Source organism: Paraplanobispora siamensis, from assembly GCF_016863175.1.
GTDB classification, from domain to species: Bacteria; Actinomycetota; Actinomycetes; order Streptosporangiales; family Streptosporangiaceae; genus Planobispora; species Planobispora siamensis.
In genome coordinates this window covers 1-24,745 of record NZ_BOOJ01000019.1, presented here as the reverse complement: position 1 = coordinate 24,745, position 24,745 = coordinate 1, and the positions used below count along the sequence as shown (strand labels likewise).

Below are 24,745 nucleotides of genomic sequence, written 5' to 3'. Positions count from 1 at the left end.
CTAGGATGTCTGCGGCTCGGAAGGACGGACGCGTGGAGATCACGGCAGAAGAAGGACTATTGGGGCCGCTGCTGCTCGCGCGCAGTGCCATCGACCGCTCGGCGGCGCTGCGCGGCGACGACGACTGGCTCGCGGGGGCCTGGGCGGACGAGAAGACCAGGGTCGTGGTCGTCGACGACGGGCAGGCGCTGGTACGGCGCAGCGGGCAGGAGGCCCGCCTGGTCCTGCTGTCCCCCGCGGAGGCGCCCGAGGGCACGCGTCACCTGCTGGGCGTGGACGCCGACGGCGTCGCCTACTTCTCGGTGACGGCCCCGCTGGCCGACGGGGAGACCGGCCGCGGCGGTCCCGTGCCCCGGATCGTGGCCCCGCTGGGAGCCGCCGCGCTGCCCGAGGGTGAGCCCGTGCTCGCCGGTCTGCGCCAGGTCGGCGCACTGCTGGGAGATCTCGACGCCGGGCTGCTGGTCTACGCGGTCGCGCTGGACGCCTGGCACTCCACGCACCGGTTCTGCCCGCGCTGCGGCGGTCCCACGGAGGTGCGGGCGGGCGGGCACGTGCGCGTGTGCCCCGCCGACGGCAGCCAGCACTTCCCCCGGGTCGACCCCGCGGTGATCATGCTCGTCCACGACGACGCGGACCGGTGCCTGCTGGCCAGGGGGCCGCAGTGGCCCGAGGGGCGGATGTCGGTGCTGGCCGGGTTCGTGGAGCCGGGGGAGTCCCTGGAGCACGCGGTGATCCGCGAGGTGGTCGAGGAGGTGGGGGTGAGCGTCACCGCCCCCCGCTACCTGGGCAGCCAGCCCTGGCCGTTCCCCAGGAGCCTGATGCTCGGCTTCTTCGCGCGTGCCGTCTCCACCGAGCTCTCCCTCGACCCCGACGAGATCGCCGAGGCGCGCTGGTTCAGCCGCGCGGAGCTGCTGGCCGCGCTGGAGAGCGGCGAGCTGCGCCTGCCGCCGTCGGTCTCGATCGCGCGCCGGCTGATCGAGACCTGGTACGGCGCGGAGCTGAACGGCGACTGGTGATCGCGGGCTCCCCGTGCGGGGAGCCGTGGCCGCGGGGCTCCCGGGAAACCGCCGGGGCCTTCGGGGAGGCCGGAGCCCCGCGTTCTGCCGGACCGGGTCAGGCGGCGCCTTCGAGGAGCCGCTTCACCTCGGCGACCGAGGGGTTCGTCAGCGACACCTTGCCTGCGGTGGAGTTCACCACGACCGTGGGGACGGTCTGGTTGCCGTTGTTGACGCTCATCACGAACGCGGCGGCGTCGGGGTTCTGCTCGATGTCGATCTCCTCGTAGGAGATGCCCTCACGGGTGAGCTGAGCCTTGAGCCGCTTGCAGGGACCGCACCACGTGGTGGTGTAGACGGTGAGCGCCATGGCGTGAATATCCCCTCTGGTGGTGTTTGGCGCTTATTGCCAACACAGCGCGGGCCGTACATCTTCCCGATGTCCCGGCGGCCGTGAGGGCGCGCCTCAGCCGCGGGGGCGGGACGGCCCCGCCCCCGCGTCAGAGCAGCTTGTCGGCGACCCACTCCTGGACCAGATCGGCCACGCCGGGCATCCGGTAGAGCGGCGCGCTGTGGTTGATCCCCGGCTCGGTGACCACCGTCATCTGCACGCCGAACTGGCGCAGGCGGTCCTTGAGCTGGTTGCTGTGGGAGGCCGGCACGAACTCGTCCTGGGAGTGCACGCTCAGCACGGGCACGTCACCGCGGCTGGCGTGCTCGGGGACCTCCATGCTCTGCCAGATCCTGGCGCACTTGCCGGAGGGCTCGCAGCCCCCGGCGAGCTTGATGGCCGCATCGCGCAGCTTGCGCTTGTTCGGGTCCAGGGTGTCGGCGCCGTCGAGGTAGGCGGTGAGCGGGGAGACCACCGGCGAGATGCCCACCACGCCCCGCAGGCCGGGCAGGCCGCCGGTCTTGTAGGTGCCGACCGCGGTGGCCAGGTGGCCGCCGGCCGAGAAGCCGATGACCACGTAGTTGTTCGGGTCGAAGGACCACAGGGCCGCGTGCCGCCGCGCCGTGGCGATCGCGTCGAAGGCGTCGACACGCTGGGCGGGCCACGCCGCGTCGCCGGAGAGGCGGTAGTTGATGTTGAAGACCGTGTAGCCCAGCTCGGCGAAGCTCCGGCTCACCTCGGTCATGTACTTCTTGTCGCCCGAGGACCACCAGCCGCCGTGGATCAGGAAGACGCCGGGTCGCTTGAGCTCGTCGGCCTGGTGCCAGACGTCCATGCGCTGGCGGACGTGCGGGCCGTAGGCGACGGTGTCGACGAGGGTCCCCTTGACCAGGGCGTCGGTCTTCGGGGGAGCCGGGGTGGGGTCGCCGCCACCGGCCGCCGCGGCCGTCACGGGGGCGGCGAGCGCGGGGGAGGAGTGCACCGCTGCAGGCGCGAGCACGAGTGTCGCCATGACGAGTGCACCCACGGTTGCCGCAGTTCGCACGGGTTCTCTTCCTCTCCCCGGGTTTGGTCGGCACCCATTGTGGAGTAAACATCCCTGTTTACGCATCTCAGGGGTGACCCAAGTGAGAGACGTTACGGTGCCAGAATGGGTGGAGCCCGGGTTACGGCCGGAAAAGCCGGGGCCCGAACCGTCGAGAGCGTTTAAGGAGTCCCATGGAGCCCGCTGACGTCCTGGCGGGGCTGGACCCCGAGCAGCGCGAGGTCGCCGAGGCCGTACGGGGTCCGGTGTGCGTCCTCGCGGGCGCGGGCACCGGCAAGACACGGGCGATCACCCACCGCATCGCCCACGCCGTGCGCAGCGGCGCGGTCGACGCCCAGGGGGTGCTCGCCGTGACGTTCACCACACGGGCCGCCGGTGAGCTGCGCCAGCGCCTGCGCGCGCTCGGCGCGCCCGGGGTGCAGGCGCGCACCTTCCACGCCGCCGCCCTGCGCCAGCTCACCTACTTCTGGCCGCGCGTCATCGGCGGCGACCCGCCCGCGGTGATCGAGTCGAAGCTGCCGCTGCTGATCAGCGCCTCCCGCCACCTCGGACGGGACCTCGAACGCTCCGAGCTGCGCGACGTCGCCTCCGAGATCGAATGGGCCAAGGTCACCCAGATCGCCCCCGAGGACTACGCCGAGGCCGCCGCGAAGGCGCACCGCACCCCGCCCATCCCGGCCGAGGACGTCGTGCGCCTGTACGACGCCTACGAGACGATCCGCCGCGAGCGGCACCTGATCGACTTCGAGACGATCCTCGAACTCACCGCCGCGCTGATGACCGAGCACCGCGAGGTGGCCACCCAGATCCGCCAGCAGTACCGCTACTTCGTCGTCGACGAGTACCAGGACGTCAACCCCCTGCAGAAGCTGCTGCTCGACACCTGGCTCGGCGGCCGCGACGACCTGTGCGTGGTCGGCGACCCCAACCAGACGATCTACTCCTTCACCGGCGCGACCCCGCGCTACCTGACCAACTTCCCGGTCGAGTACCCCGACGCCGCGGTGATCCGGCTGGTCCGCGACTACCGCTCCACTCCGCAGGTGGTCTCCCTGGCCAACCGGGTCCTGGCGGCGGCGCGGACCCCGCACCGGATGAGCCTGATCGCCCAGCGTCCCGACGGCCCCGAGCCCGTCTTCGCCGAGTACGACGACGAGCCCGCCGAGGCCGCGGGCGTGGCGCGGGCGGTGCGCAAGCTCGCCGACGGCGGCGTGCCGCTGCGCGAGATCGCCGTGCTGTTCCGGGTCAACGCCCAGTCGGAGGCCTACGAGCAGGCCTTCAGCGAGGCGGGCATCCCCTACCTCGTGCGCGGCGCCGACCGGTTCTTCGAGCGTCCCGAGGTGCGCCAGGCGGTCGTACTGCTGCGCGGCGCCGCCCGCTCGGCCGGTGCCGACGACGAACTGGCCCCGACCGTCCATCACATCCTGACGGGCGTCGGCCTCACCCCCGAGCCCCCCGGCGGCGGCAAGGCGCGCGAGAAGTGGGAGTCGCTCAAGGCCCTGGCCGATCTGGCCGAGGACATGGCCGCCGAGGGAGCCAACCTCGTCGACTTCGTCACCGAGCTGGAGCGCCGGGCCGGCGAGCAGCACGCGCCCCCGGTCGAGGGCGTGACGCTGGCCTCCCTGCACGCGGCCAAGGGCCTCGAGTGGGACGCGGTCTTCCTGGTCGGCGCCACCGACGGCATGCTGCCGATCGTCTACGCCGAGACGCCCGACCAGATCGAGGAGGAGCGCCGCCTGCTCTACGTGGGGATCACCCGTGCCCGGGTCCACCTGACGGTGTCGTGGGCGCTGGCGCGCGCCCAGGGCGGCCGGCGCTCCCGGCGGCCCTCGCGCTTCCTCGACGGACTCACCGGCCGCCCCGCCTCCCGCGCCCGCACCTCCTCCGCGGCGCCCAAGGAGCGCCGCCAGGCCGCCGCCCCGGTCAGCTGCCGGGTCTGCGCCAAGACGCTGGTCGCCGCGGCCGAGCAGAAGCTCGGCCGGTGCGCCACCTGCCCGGTCGACTACGACGAGGCCCTGCTGGAGAGCCTCAAGACCTGGCGCACGAGCGTGGCCAAGGAGGCCAAGGTCCCCGCCTACGTGGTCTTCACCGACGTCACCCTTCAGGCCATCGCCGAGAAGGCGCCGACATCCGAACAGGACCTGCTGTCCATCACCGGAGTGGGACGCGTCAAACTGGAGCGGTACGGCGATGCGGTGCTCGGGCTGTGCCGGGACGCCGCGGACAGGACGGAGAACGCGTGAACGAGGCGCTCAAGGAGCTGCTCGACCTGCTCGACCTGGAGCAGATCGAGCTGGACATCTTCAGGGGCCGCAGCCCCGAGGAGCGCATCCAGCGCGTCTTCGGCGGCCAGGTGGCCGCCCAGGCGCTGGTGGCGGCGGGCCGTACGGTGCCCTCCGACCGGCACGTGCACTCGCTGCACGCCTACTTCATCAGGCCCGGCGACCCGGCGATCCCGATCGTCTACAACGTCGAGCGTGTCCGCGACGGGCGCTCCTTCACCACCCGCAGGGTCGTGGCCGTCCAGCACGGCAAGGCGATATTCACCATGTCGGCCTCCTTCCACATCCTGGAGAGCGGCGTCGAGCACCAGGCGTCGGCGATGCCGAACGTGCCCGAGCCGCAGGATCTCCCCACGCTGCAGGATCGGATGCGCGAGGTCATCGGTGAGAACTCGCCGCTGCGCGAGTGGCTGAGCAGGCCGCGCCCGGTGGACGTGCGCTATGTGACCCCGCTGACCTGGGAGGCGCACCGCGACCCCCAGCTGCGCGGCGCCGAGACGAACGTGTGGTTCCGCTACGACGCCGACCTGCCCGACGACCCGCTGCTGCACGTGGTGCTGGCCGCCTACGCCTCCGACTACACGCTGGTGGACACGGTGCTGCTGACCCACGGCCTGGCGTGGGGGGCCTCCAACGTCTCCGGGGCCTCCCTGGACCACGCGATGTGGTTCCACCGGCCGCTGCGCGCCGACGACTGGGTGCTGTACGCCCAGGAGTCGCCCTGGTCGGGGGCGGCGCGCGGGCTCGCCAGGGGACAGATGTTCACCCGGTCCGGTGAACTGGCGGTGTCCGTGGTGCAGGAAGCGATGATCCGCGTCTCGTAATCTGTAAAACTGCAGGTAGAAAATATGTTGCCCGTTCCCGGGGGGCGGGTTTAGGGTCATGGTCAAGCAAGTCGGACAGTCCTGTCCGACGGTCCACGAATGGAGGTGAGTCCGCTGTGAAGATCAACATGATGCCGGTCCTGACGGGGCTCACTTCCGCATGCACTGGCACGACCCTGCCCGCCTGTGCCGGTCGGGTCATCCTCGCGGATGCACCGGCTGCCCGGCTTCGGCAGGAGAAGTCCGTCTTCTTCCAGATCCAGGCCAGCCGTCAGGCCGTTTCCGCCGCTTTCCCGGCGGTGAACGGCGCCCTGGTTGTCCCGGCCCCGGAAATCGGCGGCTACGGCGCACAGCAGACCAAGCACATCCCCAACAAGGGTGGACTGCGTGGTCCGCAACCCTGGAGGCACCCTCAGGTCACTTGACCTGACAGAGGGAGAGCCTTCAGGCCGCGGATCCGCAGACAGGATCCGCGGCCTTACTTATTTAGCCGCATCATCCCTGACCCCCACCCACGAGGTAGTCCAAAAGATCAATACCAACAGAGAGGTGACACAGATGGGGGCCAAGACGGTCATGGACCTGATCGACGAAGCCGCAATCCCCTGTCGTACCGACCCCGACCTCTGGTTCGCCGAGTCTCCGGAGGACGTGGAGTTCGCCAAGGCGCTCTGCGGAGGCTGCCCGATCCAGCAGGCCTGCCTGGCCCGCGCGCTCGAGCGCGAGGAGCCGTGGGGCGTCTGGGGCGGCGAGCTCATCCTGCGGGGCGTCATCGTTCCGCGGAAGCGCCCGCGTGGACGTCCTCGCAAGACCCCGGTCGCTGCCTGACCGACCGATTCACCAGCTTCACCAGCCGACAAACCTGAAACGTCCTGAAAGGACCACCCCGATGAACTCCTTCTCCACCTGGAGCCTCGACGCACCGTCTATCCAAGAAGAACTGGTGCGCGACCGAATACGAACCCTCCACCGCGAGGCGGCGGAGTACCGCCGGGCCGCCGGCATCCAGCGTCTTCAGCGCGCCCGACGCGACGCTGAACGCGCCTCCGTCCGCCTTCGCCACGCCCTCCTGCGCCTGGTCTGATCCCTGCGGGCCCGTGCCCCACCCGGCACGGGCCCACTGATCACCATCCAGAACCCGGTTCCCCCCTCCGGACCCCGGAACGGGAACCCGGAAGGCGGCCCCCACAGGCCGCCCCCCGAAACAGAGGGCACCATCTCCACAGGCAGCCCGCGGATCACCTCTCCCGCCCCGGCGGGACGGTGCCCCCGCGGGCTGCCCCCAGTCCACCCCACGCACCGCCTCCCCGGAACCGGGATCCGGCCTCGGAAAACGATGTTTTCCCGAGGCCGGGCCGGGAAGTGATGGGCGTTTCCTGCACCGGGGACCGACCACGTCCCCCGGGCCGGGGATCGAACGGGATCCGCGGCCCGGGGTCGACAGCGGTCACCCGGACAACGGGCCCGACGGGGCCCGGCAGAGACGCCGCAAGCTCGACGGAGCCGGGCTTCAGCCGAGTCCGGCTCCCCCGAGCACCTGGCCGAACCGACCCCGGGCCCACCGGCCCGGCCGGGATGACGAAGAGGGATGCCTCATCACACGAGGCATCCCTCTTCTCATGTCCACTCCACCTACCGCTGCCCGAGCGTTTCAGGTCTCTCCACCGCGCCCACCTGTCGGCGTACAGGTATCGGTGCAGAGTCGGGTACGCCTGGACGTACACAGCGATGATCGGCGACATCACCCGGCCGACGGCCTCGGGCAAGTCGAGGTCACGGACCCGGCGGCATACCGCTGGGCTTCACGATCCACGTGCCCAGGCCCCGACGCGTCGTCCGGCGGCGTCCGGCCCGCCGGCGGCCGGGATCGTGCACGAGGTCGTAGGCCGGGGGAACATGGTCAGCCGGGCGGTAGCACCCGGTAAACCCGTTGTGACGTCGGTGAACGTCTCCCGATAATGGCCGGCATGGCGGAGATCGAGGTCGTCGTCGCCCATGGCGAGCGAGCGACCCTGCGCGTGGGTGATGTGTTCCTGAAGATCGACGTCGATCAGACGCGCACCGACGTCGAGGTCAGGGCGATGGCTCTGGCGCCGATCCCGACTCCGCAGGTCCTGTGGCGCAAGCCACCCGTGCTCGCGCTCGCTGCCCTGCCGGGGATGGCGCTGGGTCGCCTCGGCGAGCCGTCGCCCGCGTCGTCGGCGGCGTGGGCCGCGGCGGGTGCGGCCGTGCGGGCACTGCACGACGCGCCCCTGCCGCCATGGCCCGGTCGGCGCCTGGAGGAGATCGCATCGCGCCTCGACGGCGAATGCGCGTGGCTCGTCAGCAACGGCCTCCTTCCCGCGGACGTGGTCATCCGTAACCGCCAGATTGCTGAGGCTGTGCTGCGGCCGTGGAAACCGGTGTTCATCCATGGCGACCTGCAGATCGCCCACGTGTTCGTCGACGATGACGAGATCACCGGTGTGATCGATTGGTCCGAGGCGGCCCCGGGCGATGCCCTGTACGACCTCGCCGTCCTGACGCTCGGACACGAGGAGCACCTTGACGACGTGGTCGTCGGCTATGGCACCCACGTCGACCTTGATGTGATCCGCGGGTGGTGGTCATGGCGAAGCCTGGTGGCGGCCCGCTCGCTGATCGAGAACGGCTTCGACCCGTCCCTGCCCGGCTGCGAGTTCGACGTACTGCGAGCCCGCATGTGAGCTCCGCACACGCTCGACGACCACGCGGACGCGCCCGTGACCAGGCGTAGAGGCTGACGCGAGGACCGGCAGGCGTGATCGGCGACGCCCCGTACCTCGGGCTTGCGATCTCTGTGCGTCGATACGTACCTGTCTCTGCAGCGGAACCCGTACGCCGACACCACTGCGCCCGCCACCGCAAGGGCGTCTCACACCCATCCGTCACGGCACGAGTGCCTCTCGCTCGCTCACCACGGGACGGGCGTTTCTCACCCGCCCACCGCTTTCGCCGCAGCGCGAGTGTCCCTCGCCCGTCCACTGCGCCCGCCACCGCGCGACCGGTCTCGCCCGGCCGCTCCGTGAGCGGGTTTCGCCGGGCGCTGCGTGACCGTCCTTTCCGGGATCCCGGGGGCGGCCCGGGTTCACTCCTCGGGGGTGTCGTCGGACGGGGTGTCCTGGTCAGGGAATTCGTCGGAGAAGCCGGGGACCCAGCGGACGACCTCGTCGCGGAAGCGGGCGGTGGCGCCGAGCTGGCACAGGACGCCGACGCCGGCCGCGTGGACGCGGTGGATGAGGACGTAGGACACCGGCAGGTTGAGCTGACGGACCACGTTGCCGGGGCGCAGGTCGGTGGCGGTGGCGGCCTGCTGCTGCAGCCATTCGCGGCTGAAGCTGAACTCCTCCACCGCGGTCGGCTCGACGTAGGGGGCCAGGAAGGCCCGCAGGGCCTCGGGGTCCACCTCGATGTGGGGAAGGATGAAGCCCTCGTCGCGCAGACCCTGGATCACGGTGTCCATGTCGCCCTGGTGGAAGATGCGGGTCAGCCTGCCGAAGGCGGGCGGGTAGCCCTGGGGCAGCCGGTTGACCGCGCCGAAGTCGAGCACGCACAGCCGGCCGTCGTCGGTGATCCGGAAGTTCCCCGGGTGCGGGTCGGCGTGGAGCATGCCGACCCGGGAGGGGGAGCAGAACAGGAACCGGACGAACAGCAGACCGGCCCGGTCGCGCTCTTCCTGGGATCCCTGGGCGATGATCCGAGAGAGCGGGGTGCCGTCCACCCACTCGGAGACGATCACCTGCTCGTTGGCGGCCACGACGTCCGGGACGAGGAAGTCGGGGTCGTCCTTGAACTCCAGGGCGAAGGCGTGCTGGGCCTCGGCCTCCTGGAGGTAGTCGAGCTCCTCGACGATCCGCTCGCGCAGCTCGGCGAGGACGGCCTTGATGTCGAGTCCGGGCAGGAGCACCCCGAAGAGCTTGCCGAGGCGGGCGAGCTGGTTGAAGTCGGACAGCAGCGCCTTGCCGGCCCCCGGGTACTGGATCTTCACCGCGACCGTGCGCCCGTCGTGCCAGACGGCCTTGTGCACCTGGCCGATCGAGGCGGCCGCCGTCGGGTGGTCCTCGAACGACTGGAAGTGCTCGCGCCAGTCGTCACCCAGCTGCTCGGAGAGCACCTTGTGCACGGTCTTGGCCGGGAGCGGCGGAGCGGCGTCCTGAAGCTTGGTCAGGGTGGCGCGGTAGGGGGCGACGATCTCGGGAGGCAGGGCGGCCTCGAAGATCGACAGAGCCTGGCCGAGCTTCATCGCCCCGCCCTTGAGCTCGCCGAGAACCTTGAATATCTGCTCCGCCGTACGCTCCTGGATCTCCTGAGCGACGAGTTCGGCGGACTTTCCTCCGATGCGTTTTCCCAGGCCGAGGGCGGTGCGACCGGCGAACCCGATGGGCAGGGCCGCCAGCTTGGCGGAGCGCGTGACTGCGCGACGCGGAAGGTCACTCACCTCGGTTCGCGGCATGCCTCCCGTTAGCGAGACGCCGCTCCCTCCCTTCGCTGTGGTGCCTGTCAACGGCAGGGTGCCGACGCGACCATTGTCAGCGAACCCAACTCGTTTCGGAAGCAACGACATTGAGGATGAACGTTCCAGGATGCCTTCTTCCATCTCCAATCAGGCATTACATCTATTGTGCCGTTTGTCACAGAGGACTCATACCCATCTATCTGAGCAAGCGCATGACCGGCCGCCATGGCCGCCACCAGCGAGGACAGGGCGGTGGAGCACGCGATCTCCCCTGCCGGGAACCCGCCGAGGCGGGCGCTGACCACGGGCCAGCCGGGGTCGCGGTCGCGCCGGGCGAGGTCGAGGCAGTCGAGGCACGCGCTCTGCCCCGGCAGCACCAGCGGGCCGACCGAGCCGAACCCCTCGAAGGCGGTCGCCAGCAGGTGCGGGATCCGCCACGTCACCAGATCGCGCACGAGCAGGCCGTCCAGCGGCGTCACCGGTGCGAGCACCACGAGCGTGGGGCGCCTGGCGCCGTCGGACAGGTGGGCGGCGGTCTCCCCGGTCCACGCGGTGACGGAGGGGGACAGGCGCCTGGCCAGCTCCACCGCGCCGTCCTGCCTGCTCATGCCCGGCTCGATCCGGGTGAGCCCGCCGGGGACGAGGTCCTGCGGGCGCGCCGTACCGGGGTCGACCACGCAGAGCTGCCCGACTCCGGAGGCGGCGAGCAGGGCGACGATCTGCGCGCCGACCCGGCCGGCGCCGTACACCCGCACCTGGGCGGCGCGCCTGCGCTCAAGGACGGCGAGCCCGCCGTCGGTCACGCCGGGGGCCAGGGACAGCGCGTCCAGGTCGGGCTGGAGCCGGTCGCGCTCGGCCAGGGTCATGGAGCGCGCCGGCCGCGAGGCCGCCCCGGCGTCGTCGACGACTCCCCGGTCGGTCAGCATGCCGAGCAGGGCCCGGCCGCGATCTCCGCCGAGGCCGGCGGCGGCCGCACCCGCCAGCGCCGCGTCCAGGTCGCGCGTGCCGTCCAGGCTCTCGACCCAGCGCCGGACCCGGGGTTCGAGATCGGTCAGCACGACCGCGCGACGGGGATGCACGCCGAACTGCAGGGTGCGCTCGTCACGGACGACCCGCCGGAGCGCGGGCTTCAGGCGAGGCCTCATGCGACCGCCTTCCCACGGGACCGCACGGGACCGGCCTCCTGCGGGATCTCATATGGAGACTCCGTGCGAGGCTCCGGACAGGACCTCATGGGATCGCCTTCCTGCGAGGGGTCGGACAGCACCTCATGCGGATGCCTTTCTGCGGGGGCGACGCACCGGTGGCGCCGGGGAGGTGTCAGCGTGCCACGGCCCCACCGGGCACGGAGGGGCTCTCCACCTGCCTGTGGACAACCCGGCCGTGGGCGATCCGCCTGTGGATGAACCCTGCCTGTGGATGAACCCGCCGCCGACGACCCCGCCGCCGGATGACCCCGCCGCCGGATGACCGCCCGGGGCGCCCGTGGCGGCGATCTCGGGTCCACTACGCTCGCCCGCATGGATGAGCTCTTGGTGGAGCGGCGGGACGACGGTGTGGTGTTGCTCACTCTCAACCGTCCCGACCGGCGCAACGCGATGACCGACGGGATGACCGAGCAGTGGCGGCGGACCATCGCCGAGCTGCGCCGCGACCGGGATGTGCGGTGCGTCGTCGTCACCGGCGCCGGGGGCGCCTTCTCCTCCGGGGGGGACCTGTCCTGGCTGGCCGAGCGGGGTGCGGAGAGCGTCCCCGTCCTGCGTGAGCGCATGCTGTCCTTCTACCGGACGTGGTTGTCGATCGCGGACCTGGAGGTGCCGACCATCGCCGCGGTCAACGGCGCCGCCGTCGGGGCCGGGTTCTGCTTCGCTCTCGCGTGCGACCTGGTCTACGCGGCCGAGGACGCCAAACTGCTGGTCCCCTTCACCTCGCTCGGCCTGCACCCCGGCATGGCCGCGACCTACCTGCTGCCCAGGGTCGCCGGGGTGGGCGTGGCCAGGGAGATGCTCCTGACCGGGCGCACGGTTCTCGGCGCCGAGGCCGCCTCCGTCGGGCTCGTCACCCGTGCCTTCCCCCGCGAGTCCCTGCTCGAGGAGGTGCTGGCGATCGCCGCCAGGACGGCGGCCAACGCCCCCATCGCCACGAGGCTCACCAAGCTCGCCCTCGCCGGCGGCGGCCACGCGGATCTGGAGGCCGCACTGCGCTGGGAATCCCTGGCGCAGCCGGTCACGATGACCTCCGACGACATGCGTGAAGGGCTCGCGGCGCAGAGAGAACGGCGGGCCCCGCGATTCGGGAACTCGTGAGACAGCGGATATCCCGGTTAATTCGATAAGCCGGACCCATAGTCGATCGGTCTGGAAGAACAATCAACGAACGGGGATTGACCAGCAGGAACGTGTTCTCCCCTCTGGTGGTGATTCACCATTCTCGGCTACCGTGCATATGTGCCCCCCGAGACAGTCGAGGTCCGTCGGAGTTCTCGTCGTCGGCGGACCGTTTCCGCGTACCGCGACGGCGAGAAAACGATCGTGCTGCTTCCAGACGGACTGAGCAGGACCGATGAAGAGCAGTGGGTACGCCGGATGCTCGACAGACTGGCGGCCAAGGAGCAACGCAGAAGGCCCTCCGACCAAGGCCTCCTCGACCGGGCCAACGAGCTGTCGGCACGCTATCTCGACAACAGGGCACGGCCGGTGAGCGTGCGATGGGTCGAGAACCAGCATCACCGGTGGGGCTCGTGCACCCCCGACCACGGGACGATCCGGATCTCCACGCGCTTGAGGGGCATGCCCGCGTGGGTGGTCGACTACGTGATCATGCACGAGCTCGCGCACCTGCTGGTGCCCAGCCATGGTCCCCGGTTCTGGGCGCTGGTCGAGAACTATCCGCGGGCCGAGCGGGCGCGCGGGTTCCTGGAGGGGTTCTCGATGGCCTCCAACGGCGCCGCGGAAGACAGCGGGGCACCTGAAGAATGGTGACTGAGGAGCTTCCGGCCGCGGATCGACGGCTGGTCGCGGTCCTCGTCACGCCCGCGATCGCGGACGCCGCGCCGGCGGGCGTCGACCCCGGCGAGTTCCTGACGGCTGTGGCCGAGGACAGCTACGAGGTGGCCGCCGGGCTCGACTTCGTGACGCCCGTGCTCGTGACGAGTGTGCCGGGGATGGAAGAGATCGTCTGGCCGGGGACGCCGGTGCTGCCCGTCGATCCCGAGCTGTCCGGAGGCGCTCTGGTGACGGCGGCCTTCGCGACGCTCTCCGAGGCCCTGCCGGACGGCGGGCAGGCGGTCCTGCTGAGCGGGGACGCGCCCGACCTGCCGCCGCTGCTGATCGGCAAGCTCTTCCGCGAGCTGGGACGCGCCAGGATCGCGGTCTGCCCCGCCGACGGGGGCGGGGCCGTGGCGGTGGCCGCCCACCTGCCTTATCCCGAGTGGGCCGGAGCGGGCCTCGACGACGCCGACCCGGTCAAGGCGCTGCGCGCCTCGGCTCCCGGCCGCCGCATGGTCGCCGCCGGCCCCGGCTGGCACCGCCTGCGCGTCCCCGGCGACATCGGGCGCCTCGACCCGGGCCTGGAGGGCTGGGACAACACCCGCGACCTGCTGGCCACGGGAAGGTACGGCTGACCGCTCTCCCACAAGAGCAAGCCGTCTCCCCCGAAGGCCGTCCCCTCAGAAGGGCAGGCGCAGGTCGGCGAAGACGGCGCGGTGATCGGTGCCGGGCACGGTGTGGACGCTGACCTCGTTCACGCCCACCCGCTCGTCCACCACGACGTGGTCGATGGTGATGATCGGCGGGATGCTCCTGCCCGCCGGCCACGTGGGGACGAGGCCCTTGCCGGCCCGGTCGGCGGCGTCGGCGTACCCCTGGTCCAGGAAGCGACGCATCACCACGTGGTCGAGGCTGGCGTTGAAGTCGCCGGCGAGAATGCGGATCCTGTCGGACGCGGCCGGCGGGAAGGCCTCGATGGCCGCCGTCCAGTCGTGCACCTGGTTGCCCAGCGGCGGGTAGGGGTGCACGTCCACGAACTCGATCGGCTTGACCCCCGGGACCGTGATGACGGCGGCGGGCATGTTGTGCCCGATCGCCTGGAACAGGTTCTCCAGCGGGGTCATCGGATACCGGGAGTACAGGCCGCTGCCTCCGGCGCTCCACTCGTCCTGGAGCACGCGGTGCGGCAGGATCTCCCCGATCCCGGACGCGTCGAGCTTCTCGACCATCCCCGGCGTGAGCTCCTGCGTGCTCAGCACATCCGGCTTCAACCGCTTGACCAGGTCCATGACGGCGTCGGTCTCGGCGTGGCCGAACAACATGTTGAGGCTCAGCACGCGCAGCGGCGCGCCGGACCCGGCGGCCTCGGCCGAGCCGACGGCCCGGGGCAGCACGCTGAAGCCGAGCGCGGCCGTGGTGACCAGCGCGACGGCGGTGGCCGCGCGGTTGCGGGCGAGCAGGCCGAAGACGACCGGCACCAGCGAGCCCGCCGCCGCGTACGGCGTCGCGGTCATGAGCTGCGTGGTCAGCGAGTCCCGCTCCAGACCGCCCACCCGGGCGACCGCCCAGGCGGCGAACGGGGCCACCGCCGCCCAGGCCAGCGCGGTGGGAACGCGCCAGCGGCGACGGGGAGGCGTCACGATCGTGCCGCCGACGCTCCTGCTCGACGCGATGTCCACACTCACGCTGCCCCGATTCACTCGTCGTCTGTGAGCACGACCATAACCGGCATCACGTGAAACGCGTGTAAAACGGTCCAACTTCGGCGCACCTAGCCGGAAAGCAGGACGTCCCGGGCGCGCCGGGCCAGCCTCCGGGTGGCCTCGTCGGTCGGGTCGGGGATCTCGTCCACCGGGAACCAGCGCAGGTCCATCGACTCTTCGCTGATCACCGCCTCGGCCCCGGCCGGGGCGACCGCGCCGTACTCGACGTCGAGGTGGTGGCTGAACGGCTGGTGGCACCAGACGCGGTGCTTGTCGAGCGCCAGGGGCCCGGGCAGCAGGCGCAGGCCCGGGATCCCCGACTCCTCGGTGGCCTCCCGCAGGGCCACACCCTCCAGCGAGAGGTCGGCGGGCTCGCAGTGGCCGCCCATCGGGAACCACATCCTGGCCTTGCCGTGCAGCGTCAGCAGCACCATCTCGCCGTCGTGGGAGAGCACCGCCGTCGTGGCCGTCAGGTGGCCGGGGACGCACTCGCGGTACATCCCGTCCTCGTTGGCGTGCAGGTGCTCCAGGAAGTCCTTGCGCAGGAGCTCCTCCTGCGCGGTCGGCGCCGTCCACCCCCCGAGCACGGCCCGGGCGTCCGCGTGCAGGCTCACTCGGCTCCCGCCGGTCCTGCGGCGCGGCCGCGCCCCTCGACTCGCACGCTCACGCGCCGCGGCCCTCCTCGCCGTCGTCCTTCTTCTCCTCGCCGTCCTTCTTCTCGTTCTCGCCCGCGGACTCCCGCAGGGAGGCCTCCAGCCCGGACAGGTCGAACTCGGGCTCGCCCCGGACGAAGCCCGCCGGGTCGTCGAGGTCGGAGGCGGTGGGCATCAGGTCGGGGTGGTTCCAGACCGCGTCGCGGCCGTCGACGCCGCGGTCGGCCTCCAGCGCCTGCCACAGGGCGGCGGCCTCACGCAGGCGGCGCGGCCGCAGTTCGAGGCCGACGAGGGTGGCGAAGGTCTGCTCGGCGGGCCCGCCGGTCGCGCGGCGGCGCCGTACCGTCTCACCCAGGGCGGCGGCGGAGGGAAGCTTGCCGGCGGCGGCACCGGTGACCACGGTGCTCACCCAGCCCTCGATCAGGGCGAGGGTGGTCTCCAGACGGCTCAGTGCGGCCTTCTGCTGCTCGGTCTCCTCGGGCTTGAGCAGGGCGCCCCCGCCCAGGATCTCCTGGATCTGCTCGGGGTTGTTGATGTCGAGCCCGCGCAGCTGTTCCTCCAGCCCGGACACGTCCACCGTGATGCCCCTGGCGTACTCCTCCACGGCGTTCAGCAGGTGGGCGCGCAGCCACGGCACGTGCTGGAACAGCCGGTGGTGGGCCGCCTCGCGCAGCGCGAGGTACAGGCGGATCTCCTCGGCTGGCATCTCCAGGCCCTGGCTGAACGCGGCGATCCCGCCGGGCAGCAGGGCGGCGTCACCCGACAGCGGCAGGCCGATGTCGGTGGAGCCGACCACCTCGCGGGCGAGCGAGCCGAGGGCCTGGCCGATCTGCTGGCCGACCATCATGCCGCCCATCTGCTTCATCATGCCCATCAGCGGCCCGGCCATGGCCTGGGCCTCGGCGGGCAGGCCCGCGGCGCCGAGCGTGCCGCCCATGGTCTCCACCATGCGGGCGGCGACGGGGTCGCAGAGCTGCTGCCAGACGGGGACCGTCTTCTCGATCCACTCCGACCGGCTCCACGCCTGGGGGTTGCCCACACCGCTCGGGAGCGCGGTGGCCTCGTTGAGCCACAGGTCGGCGAGATTCAGAGCGTCGACGATCTGACGCCGCTCGCCTTCCACGACACTGGGGTCGCCTTCGGCGGCCACCGTGTGCCGTGCGATGTTCTTCGCCATGTCCCAGTTGACGGGACCGGAACTCTGCGGAGCGGACAGCATGTCGGCGAACTGGCGCATCGCCGCCGCGATCTGCTCCGGGTTCCCGAACATGGCGAACGGGTTCTCGTTGGGGTCGTTTTCCCGACCTGGCAAGTCAGTCACCGCTCTACCTCATGCAGGATGGAGGAGTCCACATCCGCCACGTTATCCGTCGGACGGCGGATCAGTGCAAAGTGAGGACCTGGTGCCTACCTCGAAACGCCTCCGGCCACCGGTCGTCGCCGTCACCGGCGCGGCCTCGGGCATAGGCCGCGCCTTTCTCGCGAAGGTCGCCTCGTCTGCGGATTTCCGCAGAGTCGTGGCCATCGACGAGCAGCGCGGCGACGTGCCCGACGTCACGTGGCGGGTGCTCGACATCCGGGATCCGCTCTTGGCGAACCGGATATCCGACATCGACGTCCTCGTCCATCTGGCGACGGACTGCGCACTCGGGTCCGACGCCGCGGAGCGGCGTGCCTACAACCTGCGCGCCGCCCAGACGGTGCTCACCGCCAGCGCCGCCGCCCGGGTCCGGCGCGTCGTCCTGGTCACCAGCGCCATGGTGTACGGCGCGGCGCCCGACAACGAGGTCCCGCTGCCGGAGGACTCCGCGGTGGCGGCCGAGCTGGACACGGGGGTCGTCGGCGACCACCTGGAGATCGAGGCTCTGGTACGGCGCGCGCTGCGCAGCCATCCCGGCCTCGAGGTGACCGTGCTGCGCCCCGCGGCCCTGGTCGGCCCGGGTGTGGACAACGTGGTCACCCGGCACTTCGAGGCGCCCAGGCTGCTGACCGTGAAGGGCTGCAGCCCCCGCTGGCAGTTCTGCCACGTCGACGACCTGGTCTCCGCCCTGGAGCTGGCCGCGCTCGGCACGGTCTCCGGGGTGGTCGCGGTGGGCGGCGAGGGCTGGCTGGAGCAGGAGCAGGTGGAGGAGATCTCCGGGCTGCGCCGCTTCGAACTGCCCGCCGGGCTGACCTTCGGCACCGCCCAGCGCCTGCACCGGCTGGGCATCACCCCGGCCCCGGCCACCGACCTGCACTACGTCGTCTACCCGTGGGTGGTCGACTGCGCGGCTCTGCGTACGGCGGGCTGGAAGCCCCAGTGGACCAACGAGGCCGCCCTGACCCAGCTGCTGGAGCTGCGCGAGGGCAAGCACGCGGTCGTCGGCCGCCGCCTGTCCGGCAAGGAGGCGACGCTCACCGCGGCCGGCGCCACCGTCGCGGTCCTGGGCACCGCCGCGATCGTGCGCGTCGCGCGCAAGAAGCGCCGCACCTAGGAGCACGGGGAGCGCGGGGGAGGAAACGGGGCGGGAACGGAGGGGGAGAACGGGGCGGGGCGGGAGCGGAGACGCGACGGGAACGCGCCCCGGAGCCCGGGTGCTTCGGGGCGGTAGTCTTTCCGCGTGGATGTCATCCGGTTGCTGGGTATTCGTGATGAGACGCTCTCGGTGGACGAGGTCCTGGCCGCGGTAGGCGATCACGCCGCCGGCGGCACGGCGCTCTTCATCGGCACGGTGCGCGATCAGGACCACGGCAAGCCGGTCACGCAGCTGTCCTACTCCGCCCACCCCAGCGCCGAAGACGAGCTGCGCCGGGTCGCGGGCAAGGTGGCGGCCGACTTCCAGGCCACCGCCCTGGCCGCGGTCCACCGGGTCGGCGACCTCCGGCTCGGCGACATCGCGGTCATCGTCGCGGTCGCCTGCCCGCACCGCGCGGAGGCGTTCGCCGCCTGCCGCCGCCTCATCGACGACCTCAAGAGCGAGGTCCCGATCTGGAAGAACCAGATCTTCGCCGACGGCTCGACCGAATGGGTCGGCGCCTGCGAGTGACTCCCCGCCGGATGGGAAGGATCTTCCCGTGAAGATCCCCCACACCGCACGATGCCGTCCGCTTCCAGCCGCTACGACCGCATAGGCTGCTTTTCATGTCCCGACGTGCGCTGACCCTCATGGTGGCCGGTTTCCTCACCCTCGCCCTGGGCGTGGTGGGCACCCTGGTGCCGGTGCCGTACGTCGTGCTGAGCCCCGGGCCGACCGAGAACACCATCGGCCAGGTGAAGGGCAAGCCGGTGATCAGCATCACCGGGCGCGAGACCTACCCGACCGAGGGCGAGATCAGCCTCGTGACGGTGGCCTACCAGGGCGGGCCGGGCAGCCGGATCGACCTGTTCACCGCGCTGCGCGGCTGGCTCGACCCGACCATCGCGGTCGTCCCCGAGGAGACGATCTTCCCTCCGGCGACCACCGCCGAGCAGGTCGAGGAGCAGAACACCCAGGAGATGACCAACTCCCAGGACGACGCGACCGCCGCGGCGCTGACGGAGCTGAAGATCCCCTTCACCTCGATCATCACCGTGGCGGGCACGGAGAAGGGCCTGCCCGCGCACGGGAAGTTCACCCAGGGAGACGAGATCGTCTCGGTGGACGGCGTCCCCGGCAAGGACCGGGAGACCGTCTCCGCGGCCGTCCGCAAGCACAAGGTCGGCGAGCAGGTCACCTTCGTCGTCAAGCGCGGCGGCAAGGAGATGACCGTCACCGTCCCGACCGCGGCGGCCGGTGACGGCACTCCCATCGTCGGCATCAACATGGGGATCACCTACCGGTTCCCGTTCAGCGTGAACATCAACGTCGGCGACGTCGGCGGGCCGAGCGCGGGGATGATGTTCTCCCTGGGCATCATGGACAAGCTCACCCCCGGAGCGATGACCGGCGGCAAGTCCGTCGCCGGGACCGGGACGATCACTCCCGACGGCAGGGTCGGCCCGATCGGCGGCATCCAGCAGAAGATGGTCGGCGCCCGCGAGTCCGGGGCCACGTTCTTCCTGACCCCCGCCCAGAACTGCGCCGAGGCGCTCGGCGCGGTCCCCGACGGGCTCAGGCTGATCAAGGTCGAGACGCTCCACGGCGCCGTCCAGGCCATGGACGCGGTGCGCACGGGTTCAGAGGCGGCGCTGCCCGCCTGCTCCGCCGGCTGAGCACCGGTCGCTCCGGCGCCGCGCCGGTCATGACGGAATCCGTCCGCCGGTCCTGCCGGAACCCGTGCCGTGAACGGGCACCGATCCGGCCCCCCGCGCGTTAGCCGTACTAGACCGGCACCTGTGGGCACCGTACGAGGACCGCACCGAGCGGCTGAGCGCGACGGGACCCTCACCGGTGTAGGTTGCCAGACACGGACCGTGCTCTTATGACAAGGGGTTGGCCTTGAGCTTCCGGACCCCCGGAGCCGGTAGGGCGATGCGCTTGCCCCGCCGGCCACGACTGCTGCTTCCTGTGGCGATCGCGCTCATCGCGATCGTGGCGCTCTTCTTCCTTTTCGCCGGTATCTTCACCGACTACCTCTGGTACGACTCGGTGGACTACACGGCGGTGTTCTCCGGCGTGATCGTCACTCAGATCCTGCTCTTCGTGGTGGGCGCGGTGGTGATGGTCGGCATCGTGGGCGGCAACATGCTGCTGGCCTACCGGATGCGGCCGATGTTCGGCCCCGGGATGTTCGGCGGCGCCAGCGGCGCCGACCGCTACCGGATGGCCCTCGACCCGCACCGCAAGCTGATCTTCCTGATCGGCATCGCGGTGCTGGCGCTGTTCGCGGGATCGTCGTTCGGCGGCCAGTGGAAGACCTGGCTCGAGTTCGTCAACGCCGTGCCGTTCGGCGAGATCGACGCGCAGTTCAAGGAGGACATCTCCTTCTTCATGTTCACCTATCCGTTCATCCGGATGGTGCTGAACTTCCTGTTCACCGCCGTGGTGCTGTCGGCCGTCATGGCCGCGATCGTGCACTACCTGTACGGCGGTTTCCGCCTCCAGTCGCCCGGCGTGCACGCCTCGCGGGCGGCCCGCGCCCACCTGTCGGTGCTGCTCGGCGTGTTCGTGCTGCTGAAGGCGGTGGCCTACTGGTACGACCGGTACGGACTCGTCTTCTCCGACCGGGGGTTCGTCCACGGCGCCTCCTACACCGACGTCAACGCGGTGCTGCCGGCCAAGACCATCCTGGCGATCATCGCGTTGATCTGCGCGGCGCTGTTCTTCGCCGGTGTCGTACGGCCCGGCGGCATGCTGCCCGGCGTGGCCTTCGGCCTGCTGGTGCTGTCGGCCATCCTGATCGGCGGGGTCTACCCGGCGCTGGTCCAGCAGTTCCAGGTCAAGCCGAACGAGCAGGCGCGCGAGAAGACGTTCATCGCCCGAAACATCGAGGCCACCAGAAAGGCCTACGGGATCAAGGATTCCGAGGTCATCCCCTACGACGCGCAGGGTGAGGCGAACAACGCCAACGTCAGCGCCGACAGCTCCGTCTCCGGCGTGCGACTGCTCGACCCGAACCTGGTCGGCAAGACCTATCAGCAGAAGCAGCGCATCCGCGGTTTCTACGACTTCCCGGACAAGCTCGACGTCGACCGCTACCCCGACCCGGCGACGGGCAACATGCGCGACACCGTGGTGGCTGTGCGAGAGCTCAGCGGACCTCCGGCGGAGCAGGACAACTGGATCAACCGCCACCTGGTCTACACCCACGGCTACGGGTTCGTGGCGGCGCCGGGCAACGAGGTCGACGCCGAGGGCCTGCCCAACTTCACCGCCAAGGACATGCCGGTCACCGGCCCCCTGGTGGACCAGACGAAGCTGACCGAGACGCGGATCTACTTCGGCGAGCACCCCTCCGGAGCCGAGTACTCCATCGTGGGCGGCGACCGGAACCAGGAGCTCGACTACCCGTTCTCCGAGAACAACGGCACCGGCACCGGCCAGAAGAACACCACCTACACCGGCAAGGGCGGCGTGCCCGTCGGCTCGTTCTTCAACCGGATGCTCTACGCGGCCAAGTACGGCGAGATCAACCTGCTGCTGTCGGGTGACATCAGCGACAAGTCCAAGATCCTGTACGAGCGCGACCCCGCCCGGCGCATCGCCAAGGTCGCCCCGTTCCTGAGCCTGGACAACAACCCCTACCCGGCCATCGTGGACGGAAGGGTGGTCTGGATCGTCGACGCCTACACCACCTCCAACGCCTACCCCTACTCCGAGAGCAAGAGCCTGGAGGCGATGACGCGGGACACGGTGACCGACCCGCGCCTGGTGGTGCAGCAGCCGCGCGACCAGATCAACTACATGCGCAACTCGGTCAAGGCCACGGTGGACGCCTACGACGGCACCGTGAACCTGTACACCTGGGACGAGAAGGACCCGATCCTGAAGACCTGGACCAACGCGTTCCCGGGTGTCATCAAGCCGAAGAGCGAGATCTCCGACAGCCTGGAGCAGCACCTGCGCTACCCCGAGGCGCTGTTCAAGGTCCAGCGCGACGTGCTGTCCCGCTACCACATCGAGGACCCGGACGCCTTCTACAGCGGCCAGGACTTCTGGAACGTCCCGAACGACCCGTCGGGCGGGGACGTCAAGCAGCCGCCGTACTACCTGTCGGTCAAGATGCCCGGCTCGCCGAACCCGTCGTTCTCGCTGACCACCACGTTCGTGCCGCGCCAGGGTCCCAACCTGGCGGCGTTCATGGCCGTGAACGCGACGCCGGGAGACGACTACGGGAAGCTGCGCATCCTGCGCATGCCGTCCAACACGACGGTCGCCGGTCCGGGCCAGGTGCAGAACAACTTCCAGAACAAGTTCTCCGGTGAGCTCAACGTGCTGGGCCTGGGCCAGTCCAAGGTCCGGTACGGCAACCTGCTGACCCTGCCCTTCGCCGGCGGCCTGATCTACATCGAGCCGGTCTACGTGGAGATCGCGGGAGGCTCCGGCCAGGAGCCGTACCCGATCCTGCGCCGGGTGCTGGTGGGATACGGCAGCAAGGTGGGTTCGGCCAACACCCTGGAAGACGCTCTGAAGCAGGTCTTCGCCGACGCCGACCGGCTGCCGACCACGCCCGACAACGGCCAGCCGGACCAGCCGGATCAGCCGGACACACCGCAGCAGCCGAACCTGTCCGAGGAGGAGCTGGCCAAGGCAATCGACGACGCGCAGGCCGCCTACAACGAGGCCCAGACGGCTCTGACCAAGAACCCGCCGGACTGGGTGGCGTACGGCAACGCGCAGAAGAAGCTGGCCGACGCGCTGAAGAAGCTGGAGGGCGTGAACCTGTCCAACGCCTCGCCGACGGCCACACCGTCTCCCACGGCGAGTGCGACCCCGTCCCCGTCCGGGACTCCCAGCCCGTCGGCGACGCCCGCGGCGTCACCGTCACCGAGTTCCTAGGAGGGTTCCCGTGAGGGTTCCGAGGAGGGCGCGAGGCTAATCGATTCGCATCCATCCCCGAAGGCCGGTAGTGTTGAGACACACACCGACGCGGGGTGGAGCAGTTCGGTAGCTCGCTGGGCTCATAACCCAGAGGTCGCAGGTTCAAATCCTGTCCCCGCTACCACGGGAAGGCCCGGATCTCATCGAGATCCGGGCCTTTTGTTTTTCCGGGGTACCCATGATCGCGATTACATGATTACATGTGATCGACCCGAATCGCCCCCGAAGGGTGGACCGATGATCGTCGAGTACATCCGTTACCGCATCCCCGCCGACCGCGCCGAGGAGTTCGAGGCCGCCTACCGGCGCGCGGCCGTCCCTCTGGCGAACGCCCTCCAGTGCGTCGACTACGAGCTCACCCGGTGCGTGGAGGAGCCCGCCTGCTACGTCCTGCGCATCACCTGGACCTCCGCCGAGGACCACCTTCAGGGCTTCCGCAAGGGCCCCGACTTCCCGGCGTTCCTCGCGGAGATCCGGCCCTATGTCACGGACATCGAGGAGATGCGCCACTACGAGCCCACCGGAGTCCGGGGTCAGGGCTCCTCGGTGCCCACGCTCTACGACTGGGCCGGCGGAGCCGAGGCGCTCGACCGGCTCACCGAGACCTTCTACGGGCTCGTGCGCAAGGACGAGCTGATCGGCCCGCTCTTCGCGCACATGGACCCCGGGCATCCGCGCTATGTGGCCATGTGGCTCGGGGAGGTCTTCGGCGGCCCCGACCGCTACACGCGCGAACGCGGCGGCTATCCGCACATGCTCTCGCAGCACCTGGGCAAGGGCATCACCGAGCCGCAGCGCCGACGCTGGGTGAACCTGCTCCTCGACGCGGCCGACGAGGTGGGCCTGCCGGGCGACCCGGAGTTCCGCGCGGCCTTCCTGGGCTACATCGAGTGGGGGACGCGGCTGGCCTTCGCCAACTCCCAGCCGGGGGCCGCCCCGCCGACCCGGGCTCCGGTGCCGCACTGGGGCTGGGGCGTGGCGCCGCCGTACATCCCGAAGGACTGAGTGCGCGGGGCGAGGCTCAGTGCCTCAGGGCCCGCGAGTGAGCCTCGGAGTGGGAAGGGCGCGTGCTCAGGCCCTGACCCGGCGGTGCCTGGGGGTGAACTTCGGCTCGGTACGGCGCAGCAGCAGGCCGGCCTTGTAGAAGGCCCAGCCGATGAGGAACACCCCCAGGAAGGCCTGGCCGATCCGGGCCCACATCGAGAGTTGCTCGGCCGCGAAGACCATGACGCCGAGCCAGAGAATCCCGAAGCCGCCCACGAGGACGGTCGCCGTCCAGTTCATCCCCCGCTGCCACATGCCTGGAGTCTTGCAGATATCAGTTCAAGGCCAGGTCAACGATGAGGAATGCCTCAGTGGGGGAGAGTACGGCCACTACCTGCACACTTCCGGACACGAGGCGCGGAGCCCGTCGTCCTCATCGGGCTCTGCTCCAGGCATGCCAGCAGAGCCGCCGCGGTGTGCGCATCGGCCAGTACCCGGTTCACCTCATCTTCGGTCCCCGGCAACTGGCCACGCTTGGCGAGCTCGTCGGTGAGGAAGGTGAGAGGCTCCGGGTAGCCCGCCCGCTGCGCGGCGACCGTCGCCCGTGCGGCGGTCAGGAGGCGCAGATAGTAGGCGCGCAGAGTGGCCTCGCGCATCCTCGCGACCTCCAGGTCGTCCAGCAGGGATCGGGCGACTCGGAGCAGGTCGCCGGGGCGATCGGCCTCCGCAGTGATGTGCGCGCGGATGTCGTCGAACTCCGAGCGAGTCATGGTGGTCACCTCCGTGGCGGGGTCAGAGTTCTGACCCTCGTGCCTATTCATATCCAGACCCGATTGCGGATGGCTTGACGTCTGGTTGCGCGCTCCGACAGGTTTGGGACGCTTGAGCCCCGGGGATGGTTGGCAAGTTGTCTCTGGGACGCCGGAGTCCTGCTAATGTTCTTCCTGCGGGGCGAGTCCCCGCACCCT

24 protein-coding genes and 1 tRNA gene are annotated in these 24,745 nt (G+C 70.5%); 16 read left to right on the top strand and 9 right to left on the bottom strand.

Annotated elements, in window-relative coordinates; translation table 11 throughout:
- Positions 1-32 precede the first annotated feature (32 nt).
- Positions 33-1,016 (top strand): NAD(+) diphosphatase, encoded by a 984-nt coding sequence (gene nudC / locus Psi01_RS09970; RefSeq protein WP_239127396.1) that lies wholly within the window; start codon positions 33-35, stop codon positions 1,014-1,016.
- A gap of 97 nt (positions 1,017-1,113) precedes the next feature.
- On the opposite strand, the gene Psi01_RS09965 is transcribed toward nudC, so the two are convergent.
- Both Psi01_RS09965 and Psi01_RS09960 read right to left on the bottom strand, forming a co-directional pair.
- Positions 1,114-1,365 carry a mycoredoxin gene (locus Psi01_RS09965; RefSeq protein ID WP_275424511.1) on the bottom strand — a complete coding sequence of 84 codons (252 nt, stop codon included), beginning with the start codon at positions 1,363-1,365 and terminating at the stop codon, positions 1,114-1,116.
- Between the two features lie 130 nt (positions 1,366-1,495).
- Positions 1,496-2,398 (bottom strand): alpha/beta hydrolase, encoded by a 903-nt coding sequence (locus Psi01_RS09960; RefSeq protein WP_239127395.1) that lies wholly within the window; start codon positions 2,396-2,398, stop codon positions 1,496-1,498.
- A gap of 206 nt (positions 2,399-2,604) precedes the next feature.
- On the opposite strand from Psi01_RS09960, the gene Psi01_RS09955 reads away from it, so the two are divergent.
- The 6 genes from Psi01_RS09955 (at position 2,605) to Psi01_RS09930 (ending at position 8,242) form a co-directional block, all read left to right on the top strand.
- A complete protein-coding gene (locus tag Psi01_RS09955; protein ID WP_204063664.1) occupies positions 2,605-4,674 on the top strand; it encodes an ATP-dependent DNA helicase UvrD2 in 2,070 nt (689 codons plus the stop codon).
- Positions 4,671-5,537, top strand: a complete 867-nt coding sequence (locus Psi01_RS09950) for an acyl-CoA thioesterase (protein WP_204063663.1) — start codon at positions 4,671-4,673, stop codon at positions 5,535-5,537. The genes Psi01_RS09955 and Psi01_RS09950 overlap by 4 nt, the downstream gene beginning before the upstream one ends.
- A 116-nt stretch (positions 5,538-5,653) precedes the next feature.
- Positions 5,654-5,962, top strand: a complete 309-nt coding sequence (locus Psi01_RS09945; protein ID WP_204063662.1) for a hypothetical protein — start codon at positions 5,654-5,656, stop codon at positions 5,960-5,962.
- A gap of 133 nt (positions 5,963-6,095) precedes the next feature.
- Entirely contained in the window at positions 6,096-6,365 is a 270-nt protein-coding gene (locus Psi01_RS09940) for a WhiB family transcriptional regulator (RefSeq protein ID WP_203873588.1), read from the top strand.
- Positions 6,366-6,426: 61 nt separating this feature from the next.
- Positions 6,427-6,621, top strand: coding sequence for a hypothetical protein (locus Psi01_RS09935; protein WP_204063661.1), 195 nt, complete (start codon positions 6,427-6,429; stop codon positions 6,619-6,621).
- 883 nt (positions 6,622-7,504) lie between these two features.
- Entirely contained in the window at positions 7,505-8,242 is a 738-nt protein-coding gene (locus Psi01_RS09930; protein ID WP_204063660.1) for a phosphotransferase family protein, read from the top strand.
- 401 nt (positions 8,243-8,643) lie between these two features.
- On the opposite strand, the gene Psi01_RS09925 is transcribed toward Psi01_RS09930, so the two are convergent.
- Both Psi01_RS09925 and Psi01_RS09920 read right to left on the bottom strand, forming a co-directional pair.
- Positions 8,644-10,008, bottom strand: a complete 1,365-nt coding sequence (locus tag Psi01_RS09925; protein WP_307819228.1) for an ABC1 kinase family protein — start codon at positions 10,006-10,008, stop codon at positions 8,644-8,646.
- A gap of 47 nt (positions 10,009-10,055) precedes the next feature.
- Positions 10,056-11,156 (bottom strand): ThiF family adenylyltransferase, encoded by a 1,101-nt coding sequence (locus Psi01_RS09920; RefSeq protein ID WP_204063659.1) that lies wholly within the window; start codon positions 11,154-11,156, stop codon positions 10,056-10,058.
- A gap of 375 nt (positions 11,157-11,531) precedes the next feature.
- Between Psi01_RS09920 and Psi01_RS09915 the strand changes: the two genes are divergently transcribed.
- From Psi01_RS09915 to Psi01_RS09905, 3 genes are all read left to right on the top strand, one after another.
- Entirely contained in the window at positions 11,532-12,317 is a 786-nt protein-coding gene (locus Psi01_RS09915) for an enoyl-CoA hydratase/isomerase family protein (protein WP_204063658.1), read from the top strand.
- A gap of 141 nt (positions 12,318-12,458) precedes the next feature.
- Positions 12,459-12,992, top strand: coding sequence for a M48 metallopeptidase family protein (locus Psi01_RS09910; protein ID WP_204063657.1), 534 nt, complete (start codon positions 12,459-12,461; stop codon positions 12,990-12,992).
- The gene (locus Psi01_RS09905; RefSeq protein WP_239127393.1) at positions 12,989-13,633 is read left to right on the top strand and encodes a glycosyltransferase family protein; all 645 of its coding nucleotides are present in this window, start codon (positions 12,989-12,991) and stop codon (positions 13,631-13,633) included. Before Psi01_RS09910 ends, Psi01_RS09905 begins: the two co-directional genes overlap by 4 nt.
- 45 nt (positions 13,634-13,678) lie before the next feature.
- Here the strand turns inward: Psi01_RS09905 and Psi01_RS09900 are convergent, their stop codons facing one another.
- From Psi01_RS09900 to Psi01_RS09890, 3 genes are all read right to left on the bottom strand, one after another.
- The gene (locus Psi01_RS09900) at positions 13,679-14,683 is read right to left on the bottom strand and encodes an endonuclease/exonuclease/phosphatase family protein (RefSeq protein ID WP_204063655.1); all 1,005 of its coding nucleotides are present in this window, start codon (positions 14,681-14,683) and stop codon (positions 13,679-13,681) included.
- An 86-nt stretch (positions 14,684-14,769) separates the two neighbouring features.
- Positions 14,770-15,315, bottom strand: a complete 546-nt coding sequence (locus Psi01_RS09895) for an NUDIX hydrolase (RefSeq protein ID WP_204063654.1) — start codon at positions 15,313-15,315, stop codon at positions 14,770-14,772.
- Positions 15,316-15,364: 49 nt separating this feature from the next.
- Entirely contained in the window at positions 15,365-16,675 is a 1,311-nt protein-coding gene (locus Psi01_RS09890) for a zinc-dependent metalloprotease (RefSeq protein WP_239127391.1), read from the bottom strand.
- Positions 16,676-16,754: 79 nt separating this feature from the next.
- On the opposite strand from Psi01_RS09890, the gene Psi01_RS09885 reads away from it, so the two are divergent.
- The 6 genes from Psi01_RS09885 (at position 16,755) to Psi01_RS09860 (ending at position 23,798) form a co-directional block, all read left to right on the top strand.
- A complete protein-coding gene (locus Psi01_RS09885; RefSeq protein WP_204063689.1) occupies positions 16,755-17,828 on the top strand; it encodes an NAD-dependent epimerase/dehydratase family protein in 1,074 nt (357 codons plus the stop codon).
- Between the two features lie 126 nt (positions 17,829-17,954).
- On the top strand, positions 17,955-18,380 hold the full coding sequence (locus Psi01_RS09880; protein ID WP_204063653.1) for a molybdenum cofactor biosynthesis protein MoaE: 426 nt from the start codon (positions 17,955-17,957) through the stop codon (positions 18,378-18,380).
- Between the two features lie 95 nt (positions 18,381-18,475).
- Positions 18,476-19,525, top strand: a complete 1,050-nt coding sequence (locus Psi01_RS09875) for a YlbL family protein (protein ID WP_204063652.1) — start codon at positions 18,476-18,478, stop codon at positions 19,523-19,525.
- 259 nt (positions 19,526-19,784) lie between these two features.
- On the top strand, positions 19,785-22,751 hold the full coding sequence (locus Psi01_RS09870) for a UPF0182 family membrane protein (RefSeq protein ID WP_239127389.1): 2,967 nt from the start codon (positions 19,785-19,787) through the stop codon (positions 22,749-22,751).
- 89 nt (positions 22,752-22,840) lie between these two features.
- Positions 22,841-22,917: transfer RNA gene (locus tag Psi01_RS09865), tRNA-Met, on the top strand.
- 113 nt (positions 22,918-23,030) lie between these two features.
- The gene (locus Psi01_RS09860; protein ID WP_204063650.1) at positions 23,031-23,798 is read left to right on the top strand and encodes a group II truncated hemoglobin; all 768 of its coding nucleotides are present in this window, start codon (positions 23,031-23,033) and stop codon (positions 23,796-23,798) included.
- Between the two features lie 66 nt (positions 23,799-23,864).
- Here Psi01_RS09860 and Psi01_RS09855 read toward each other — a convergent pair whose 3' ends face one another.
- Together Psi01_RS09855 and Psi01_RS09850 are read right to left on the bottom strand one after the other, a co-directional pair.
- The gene (locus Psi01_RS09855) at positions 23,865-24,092 is read right to left on the bottom strand and encodes a hypothetical protein (protein ID WP_204063649.1); all 228 of its coding nucleotides are present in this window, start codon (positions 24,090-24,092) and stop codon (positions 23,865-23,867) included.
- A gap of 53 nt (positions 24,093-24,145) precedes the next feature.
- Complete coding sequence (locus Psi01_RS09850; protein ID WP_204063648.1) at positions 24,146-24,547, bottom strand: hypothetical protein; 402 nt, start codon at positions 24,545-24,547, stop codon at positions 24,146-24,148.
- Positions 24,548-24,745 lie beyond the last annotated feature (198 nt).